The following is a 7,181-nucleotide window of genomic DNA, read 5'->3' on the forward strand; positions in this document are numbered from 1 at the left end:
CAGAGAAGCGTACCTACCGGCTTCTCTCATCCGGCCGTTCTCGTAGCGGAGTGCGAGAGCAGCGACTTCGGTGGGATGGGCCGGGTAGCCCGCAGGGGTCGTCGCTTCAAAGTCGATAACCACGAAGGTGGTTCCCCGAAAGGCGGGATCTTGTGTCAACCCGCCCATACTTCCACCATTCTCTTCCTCGTAGGGTCCGGTCGTGGCGGTCGCTCGCCCGCGCCTGGTATCAAGACGAGCATGCCGGAGCGCCCGCTGCCATGATGCGTCGTCACTGAATAAGGCTGGAAGCGGCCTGCGTGGCGGCCTTCAGGCTCGGCGCGTTCCAGCGCCGCTCGCCTGTCCAGGTCTCGCTCAGGGCCCGGTACAGGTCTGACATGACCGGCACGAACCCCGGCGGCAGTGGTGCCGGCTGTGGCCATTGGCTTCTAGGCACACTGTCGTTGATCAGAGCGTCGACCGGCACCTCTAGCCTGTTCGCTACGTACCGGTCCCGGAGGATCTGCTTGCCGCAGTGCACTCCGCCGAACATCAGGCGGCTTTCGTCGGGTGTGCCGGGGCTGTCGGCGACCACGAGGCGCGCATCGCTCGACACCAGGAACTCGACCTTGCCGTCACAGCGCCTCAGCCCGACCTCGTTGCTGTGCCCGGTGAGCAGTTGGTCGACCGCGATGGCCGTGTCGCGCATCGTCTGGAACTGCTCGTCGCTCAGATGCGCGAGGCGCTGGGCCTCGGGCGCGCTGACGTATCGGTTGACGTCCTCCAGCATGGTCGCGTACTCGACGAGTGGATGCTCAAGCCGCTGGTCGTACACGGGAAGGTTGGTGAGCCCGAGCTCCGCCAGTGTCAGCGTGCCTGCTGCAAGCCGGCGGTGAACCGAGCTTCCTTGCGGGAGCTCAGTGCGGATGATGACCTGCACGGGGACGAGGTAGGGTCCGGCGTTCAGCGTGAGCGGCCCGGTGTCGGGGCCTGGCATACGGGCTAGGTCGAACTCGATCCGGTTGGGGGCGATGAACCGCCGGAAATGGGTTGGCACGCCTGCCGCTTCCAGCATCGTGAAGGTGAAGGCGGCCATGTGGGCGATCGCCTCACCTTTTCCGGGTATCGGGTCCGGCATCCTGCCGTAATGGAACACCGTGTAGTGGTCGGTGTTCTCGAAGACGCCGACACCCTCGCTCGTAGGCGTGGGCGGGTTGATGATCTCCAGGTTCTTGGTCGAGTGGAGAACGGGCATCATGCTCCCCTGGTGCGACGGCCTCGCGCCGTCATCCGGCGGAATTTTCTGATCGCGGTGTCCGATTCGGCGTCGTTCGGTCAGGCTGTCGTGTCGCGGGCAGCGCCCGGCCGGAGTGCGCCACCCGGCGGCCTCACAGCCCCGGCGCGGCAAGCGAGGCGCTCGGCTCCCTGAGCGCCTTCGTTGGCGGGGCCAGGTGGCCGTCGACCACCGTGATCACGTGCATGCCGGCCGTGCGGGCAGAGGTGACGCCGTCGCGGGCGTCGTCGACGGCAAGGCAGCGCTCCGGCGGGACCTCAAGGCATCGGGCAGCCACCAGGTACACGTCAGGGGCCGGCTTGCCCTTCGTGGCGTCCTCTCGCGCGACGACCGCCGCGAACTCCCGCGTCAGGCCCAGAGCATGAATGCCCGGATGGACGAGCAGGCGACTGGCAGCCGAGGCCACGGCGCAGGGCAGCCCCGCACGGCGGGCGCCGCGCAGCAGCGCGACAGTGCACGCGATAGGGGTGATGCTGTGCACGGTGGCCAGCAGATGGGCGCGGCTCTGGGCGATGATCTCTTCGTGCGGCAGTGGTCGACCACCCGGCAGCGCGTCCAGCAGGTCATGGATGGACAGGCCGACGTGCCCGCGATACCAGTCGTGGTCCAAGCCGACGCCGTGTGGCTCCAGCGCCGCTCGCAGCGCCTGCTCGTGGCTGGGTGTGGTGTCGGCGAGGGTGCCGTCGAAATCGAAGACCAGGGCCTCGATACCGGCGGGAATCGCGGGCACGCAGTTGCCGGCTGGAGCCGGGTTTGGGCAGATAGAGGGAGGGGCTGCCTCGTTCATGCGAGCGCCGGGTCCGCGCGGTGGCCGCAGCACCTGCACCGGGCATCCGCGCCTTGCCACGGCTCGCGCAAGCAGCCCAGGCCGGTTCCAACGCCGATCCACGCCCGGATCAGCTCGGCCGCCTCGTGCTCGCCGACGCTGCGCCGGTCTACGACCCGGTAGCGGGCCGGATCGGTGGCTGCGAGCCGTTCGTAGAGCTCGCATGCCTCACGCATGAACGTGGCCTGCTCGCTGGTCAGGACGCGCTGGTCGCGCCGCTGCGCACGTTCGATGGCTTCGGAGGTGTTGTCGGTGACCAGAATCGTGAGGTCGGGCAGCAGCCTATAGGAGGACGCGAGTTCCAGCAGGGCGATCGCTGTGTCCAGGGCGGCGTCGCCGTCGTCGGGGTGCAGCAGCAGCGCCTGGCATACCGCCGTGGTGTCGACGCCGCGGCCCTCGATGACGGGACGCCCGCGCGACAGCTCGCCGACGACGGCGTCTAGGTCATGCCGCTTGATCGCCAGCAGGATCAGGGCCTCGGCCATGGGAGTGCCTCCGCGCAGGAATGGGTCCCCTGCGCTGGCTTCGCGCAGCGCGCCAAGCAGGGCTTCGCCCAGTCCCGGGCGACCGTCCGTGCGCTGGGAGAACCCCTCCAGTATCAGCGGCTTGTCATCGAGGGTTTGCACGGCGCGACTGGTCAGATACGTCTTGCCGACTCCAGTGACGCCATCGACAGAGATGAGCGGGCCGCGGGTGCAGGAATTTCCTACCGAGGTGATCGTCATTCGGGCAGTTCCGTTCAGGGACGAGGACGGGGCGCCGCGGAACGAGTCGCCCCGGTGGGGTTGTGATGCTGGTTCACGCTGGTCGGTCACGGGGCCCATGCGGCGGCCTCCTGGGTGATGACGGCGGCGTACCTGTCAAGTGTGGTCTGAGTGTCGCGTTCGGTGAGGATGACGGCGAGCGTGTGGTCGAGGATGTCGGCGGCACCACGGCACGGACGGCCGCGGCCTGTGAACATGGGCCGGGTGTCGCAGGGGACGAGTCGGAAGCTGCCGGTGGAGTTCGGCACTCCCTGCTGGGCGAGGTGCTGCGCGAACCTGCGGGGGCTGGACAGGTCGATGTGAACTGGACAGGTCGATGTGAAGCAGCGGGGCGAAGCCATTCCACTGTTCGTCGGTGGCTGGTGGCAGGGTCACCAGGCCGGATGCTTGCTTCAGGGCGTCCAGCAGGCGGCGGGTCTGTGCGCGGCGCAGTTCGACCAGCGCCGGGAACCGGCGGAGGTTCGCCAGGGCGATCGCGGCAAGGGGGGCCGCGAGGCGGGAGTTGGTGGCCAGGCGGCTTAGCGGGGCTTCGCCGGCAGGGGCCTGCTGCCAGTGGCTGCGGAACGCGGCCGAGTACTCCACGACCTCGGGTTTGGCGGTGAGCAGGAAGCCGCCCTCGCCACTCCAGAGGATCTTGCCGTCCTTCATGCTGAAGCAGCCGACGCCGACCGTGCCGGCCCGCTGGCCGTCGCGGGCGGTGCCAGCAGCCTGTGCGGCGTCCTCGATGACGGCGAGCCCGCGGTTGGATGCGAACGCCGTCAGGGCCGCTGGGTCTCCCATCCGGCCCCACAGATGCACCGGGATGATCCCCCGGGTCCGCGAGGTGACCTTGCTGGCCGCGTCGTCGTAGTCCAGGTCCAGGGTGGCCGGGTCGCTGTCGATGAACACCGGCACTGCCCCCAGGGCGGCCAGGGGCGCCACGGTCATGACGACGCTCAGCGCCGGGACGAGGACTTCGTCTCCCGGACCGATGCCGCAAGCCGACAGTGCGGCGTGCAGCGCCGCGGTGCCGGAGGAGACCGCGACGGCGTGCGGTACGCCGAACACCTCGGCCAGGTCGTGCTCCAGTTGCACGACTTCCGGCCCGCCGCTCGGGTCGGGCATCTGCGCGAGAACTGCGGCGAGCTGATCCGCGAGTGGCTACGTCCCGCCGGGGAGTGCAGGCAGCGTCATCGCCCCGGCCCCGGGTTCAGCAGCCGCGGCATGTCCAGGACGAGGGGCCACATGTTCACACAGTCACGACTGAACAGCGAGCAGTCCGTGCACGTCGGCCGCGTGGCGAACAGTGTGCGCGCGTCGCCGTCTTCGATGGTGCGCCGCAGCTCGGGCGCATGCACGACCTGGGCGGCGATCCGGCGATCGGATGGGCAGTCCCAGACCGACCCGTCGGGCTGGATGAAGAACAGGCGCGCGCCGCCGAAGCAGTCAGGCACATGCCCGCCCCCGTCGGTGGAGATCGAGGCGATGAAGCGCTGGACATAGGACGGGTCGGGCAGGGCCAGCCCCTTGGGGTCGCTGTAGAGGAGGTCGAGGTACCCGCCGACGTCGGCGACGTCGGCGGGGGTGTGGCACATCTGGTGGAAGAGCTGGTGGTCGGCGGCGAGGGAGATCGGCTGCGGCACGTAGTAGTCGACGCCCAGGCCCGCCGCCAGCCGCGCCACGTCAGTGACCTCCTGCGGACGTGATCGCGTGACCACGGTGTAGATCCCGACCCTGGGCGCGGGCCTTTCGCCGCGCGCCTGGAGCAGAGCACCGATGCCCTCCAGGACGTCGTGGTAGCCGAAACGACCCGAACGGGACGGTCGCATCTGGTCGTTGGGCTCGGAGTCCGCGCTGTCGAGCGACACCGACACGCCGTCGACCCCGAGAGCGACCAGACGCTCGGCCACGTGCGGGCGGGTGAGCGGAACACCGTTCGTCGCGACGACGACCTGGCAGCCCCCGCCCTTGATGAGAGAGATCACCTCCAGCGCGGCGGGCCAGTCCAGCGGCTCCCCACCAGCGATGACCACCCGCTCGACAGGCGAGGCCGCCAGCGTCCGTGCGAAGGCCGTCAGTGCCTTCGCCGGCAGGTCGGTGCGCGACAGGTGCGATAGGACACCTGCCTGCTCCGGCGGGGCGTCCTTGTGCTCCTCGATGGTGCCGAAGTAGCAATGCGGGCAGGCGAACGCGCACGGGGAGCGCAGAGCCCACAACAGGGTCACGTCACGAGGCATGGGCGGCCTGCCGATCCAGCAGCGTGGTCACGGCCTTCTGGACAGCGGCGGCGGTCTCCTCCGGCGACATGTTGGTCGTGTCGAGGAGCGTGAACCGTCGGGGATCGCGGACAGCCGCCTCGCGGTACAGGGTGTCGATCTGTTCGAGCACCTGCACGTCCGCTGGCGTCAGTGAGCACCCGATCCGGTCGGCAAAACGCCGCGCGCACACCCCGGGGTCACCGGTGAGCACGATGGTCGCGTCTGGCAACACCATCCACCGCCGAGCACTCGACAGCACGTGCCGGGCTACTGCGTCCGGCGATGTCTCCGTGTGCTGGGAGCACAGGATCGCCGCCTGGCACACGGCGACAGAGTCCACGCCACGGTCCTCAAGGATCACCTGGACTCCGGCGAGGTCCCGTGTGGCCAGTCGCTCGGCCTTGCGGACCTCCAACGCGAGCAGGGCGAGGGTCTCCACAACCGGGTTACCCGTGCGCAGGAAATGGTCGCCTTCGGCGCTCAACGCGGCGATCACCCGCCCGATCAGCGTGTCGTCGGAGTCGGTGAGCTCGTCCAGAAGAAGGCACCGCGCACCGAGCACGGCGGCGACCGAGCGGGCCGCGCTGGTCTTCCCGACACCGTTGATCCCCTCGATGCTCACCCACAGCGATGTGGCTCCGAGCGCGGGCCCGCCGCTTGTCGTCGACGCGTTCATGCCGGCCTCCGGCAGACGTAGAGCAGTTCCGTGGCCACGTCGGGAACGGCGACGGCGGAGACCGTGTCCAGCAGCGCCTTGGGGACGCGTTCGACGAGATCGCGGTACCAGGCTGCCGCAGCTTCCCCATACCGGTCGGTGAGTGCGGCCACCGTTGCGTCCGGTGCGGGCGGCAGCAGGCCCATCACGTCCTCAATGATCAGACCCGCGCCTCCGATCACCTGCTCGACCTCCTCGCGCGACCACTCGTAGACATGGACGCGGTACTGCAACGGGCGAGGCGGGGGCCCGACGGCCGCCGGGGTGGAAAGGAAGAGCACTCCCCCCGGTCCCAGCGCCGCGGCGGTGCTGCGCAGGCTCTCCGCACCGAGCTCGAACGGCAGATGCTCCAGCGCCGAGGTGTAGAGCGCGATACCGAAACCCTGCTCGTGCGAGGGCAGATCAGGCCAGGCCCTGGCCACGTCGCACTCCACCAGCGCAACCGGGAAGGGGTCGCCGTACGCCGAGCGCAGGGCCTCGATCCGCTCCCGGGCCTCATCGAGATTGGCGGCGCTGATGTCCAGCCCGACATACCCCGCGATCGTCGGGGCATAGCGGAACAACAGCGGCAGCGCCAGGCCCCGGCCGCAGCACACATCCAGCACACGCGAGTCCGGCGCGCACCGCTCAGCGACGATCAGGTGTTGGAGAAGGTTCATCAGACCCGACGGCTTGGCCTCACCGCGGCTCAACGCCGCGTAGAAGTCATCCATCTGGTTTGTGCTGTAGGGCCCCACCATCGTGGTTCCCGGCCGGGTTACATACTGCTCCGACAGTTGCACAGCATTCATCGTTCTTCTCCTAGGCAATTGTTCAGGTAAAGCGCCAGGATTCGGTCACGGGCGTTCTGGTGTGGGTTCAGCCCGGCGGAGTGCGGCCGGTTTCGGCCCGCTCATCCGCGGGCTCCGCTATCGCCTGCTTCCGCCTCGGCCGGCGCGTCCGAAGGGCGGACTCGTGGCGAGGCCGGCACGATCAAGTCCTCGATAGTCTGCGTCGGCTCATTCCAAGGGAAGACGACCCAGTCGAGCGTGTCCCACACCCAGGTGTCCGGGGTGAAAGCCGCCGCCTCGCTGCGGCATAGGATTCGGAATAAAATAACTTGTTCACTTCGGGGTCCTCGCGAGCCCGTGACCTGCGAAGACGCATATTGGCTTGCATTAATTACTTCATTACGAATTCATAGCGCCGCGGTGCGCAAAGCAGCCGGGACCAGATGCTCCTGTAGCCATCCAACCGCCGCGCGATAGGTGGAGCCGGTGCCGCAGATGTCGTCGACTAGCAGGACCCGGGCTCCGCGATGCGCCGCCAGGGCTCAATGCCGCTTCTACTAGTTGGATCTTGATGGTCGTCGGTGTGTTGGTTCCGG

The 7,181-nt window shown here is 68.6% G+C and carries 8 protein-coding genes; all 8 read right to left on the reverse strand.

Annotation, left to right across the window (positions count from 1 at the left end; all coding sequences use genetic code 11):
• Positions 1 to 271: 271 nt before the first annotated feature.
• The gene (locus AC08OT_RS16260) at positions 272 to 1,387 is read right to left on the reverse strand and encodes a phosphoribosylaminoimidazolesuccinocarboxamide synthase (RefSeq protein WP_476602994.1); all 1,116 of its coding nucleotides are present in this window, start codon (positions 1,385 to 1,387) and stop codon (positions 272 to 274) included.
• On the reverse strand, positions 1,368 to 2,060 hold the full coding sequence (locus AC08OT_RS16265; protein ID WP_476594202.1) for an HAD family hydrolase: 693 nt from the start codon (positions 2,058 to 2,060) through the stop codon (positions 1,368 to 1,370). The genes AC08OT_RS16260 and AC08OT_RS16265 overlap by 20 nt, the downstream gene beginning before the upstream one ends.
• Positions 2,057 to 2,824 carry a nucleoside/nucleotide kinase family protein gene (locus AC08OT_RS16270; RefSeq protein WP_476596145.1) on the reverse strand — a complete coding sequence of 256 codons (768 nt, stop codon included), beginning with the start codon at positions 2,822 to 2,824 and terminating at the stop codon, positions 2,057 to 2,059. The genes AC08OT_RS16265 and AC08OT_RS16270 overlap by 4 nt, the downstream gene beginning before the upstream one ends.
• A gap of 135 nt (positions 2,825 to 2,959) precedes the next feature.
• Positions 2,960 to 3,967 (reverse strand): DegT/DnrJ/EryC1/StrS family aminotransferase, encoded by a 1,008-nt coding sequence (locus AC08OT_RS16275; protein ID WP_476594205.1) that lies wholly within the window; start codon positions 3,965 to 3,967, stop codon positions 2,960 to 2,962.
• A gap of 65 nt (positions 3,968 to 4,032) precedes the next feature.
• Positions 4,033 to 5,079 (reverse strand): radical SAM protein, encoded by a 1,047-nt coding sequence (locus AC08OT_RS16280; protein WP_476596144.1) that lies wholly within the window; start codon positions 5,077 to 5,079, stop codon positions 4,033 to 4,035.
• Entirely contained in the window at positions 5,069 to 5,776 is a 708-nt protein-coding gene (locus AC08OT_RS16285) for a dTMP kinase (RefSeq protein WP_476594207.1), read from the reverse strand. Before AC08OT_RS16285 ends, AC08OT_RS16280 begins: the two co-directional genes overlap by 11 nt.
• Positions 5,773 to 6,606 carry a class I SAM-dependent methyltransferase gene (locus AC08OT_RS16290; protein ID WP_476594208.1) on the reverse strand — a complete coding sequence of 278 codons (834 nt, stop codon included), beginning with the start codon at positions 6,604 to 6,606 and terminating at the stop codon, positions 5,773 to 5,775. The genes AC08OT_RS16285 and AC08OT_RS16290 overlap by 4 nt, the downstream gene beginning before the upstream one ends.
• A 386-nt stretch (positions 6,607 to 6,992) precedes the next feature.
• A complete protein-coding gene (locus tag AC08OT_RS16295) occupies positions 6,993 to 7,124 on the reverse strand; it encodes a phosphoribosyltransferase family protein (RefSeq protein WP_476594209.1) in 132 nt (43 codons plus the stop codon).
• Positions 7,125 to 7,181 lie beyond the last annotated feature (57 nt).

The organism is Frankia sp. CgJB1 (assembly GCF_977947065.1).

Bases quoted from the DNA above. Each gene is read 5' to 3' on its own strand.
- AC08OT_RS16265 (WP_476594202.1), bottom strand. From the start codon at position 2,060: ATGAACGAGGCAGCCCCTCCCTCTATCTGCCCAAACCCGGCTCCAGCC.
- AC08OT_RS16270 (WP_476596145.1), bottom strand. From the start codon at position 2,824: ATGACGATCACCTCGGTAGGAAATTCCTGCACCCGCGGCCCGCTCATC.
- AC08OT_RS16275 (WP_476594205.1), bottom strand. From the start codon at position 3,967: ATGCCCGACCCGAGCGGCGGGCCGGAAGTCGTGCAACTGGAGCACGAC.
- AC08OT_RS16280 (WP_476596144.1), bottom strand. From the start codon at position 5,079: ATGCCTCGTGACGTGACCCTGTTGTGGGCTCTGCGCTCCCCGTGCGCG.
- AC08OT_RS16285 (WP_476594207.1), bottom strand. From the start codon at position 5,776: ATGAACGCGTCGACGACAAGCGGCGGGCCCGCGCTCGGAGCCACATCG.
- AC08OT_RS16290 (WP_476594208.1), bottom strand. From the start codon at position 6,606: ATGAATGCTGTGCAACTGTCGGAGCAGTATGTAACCCGGCCGGGAACC.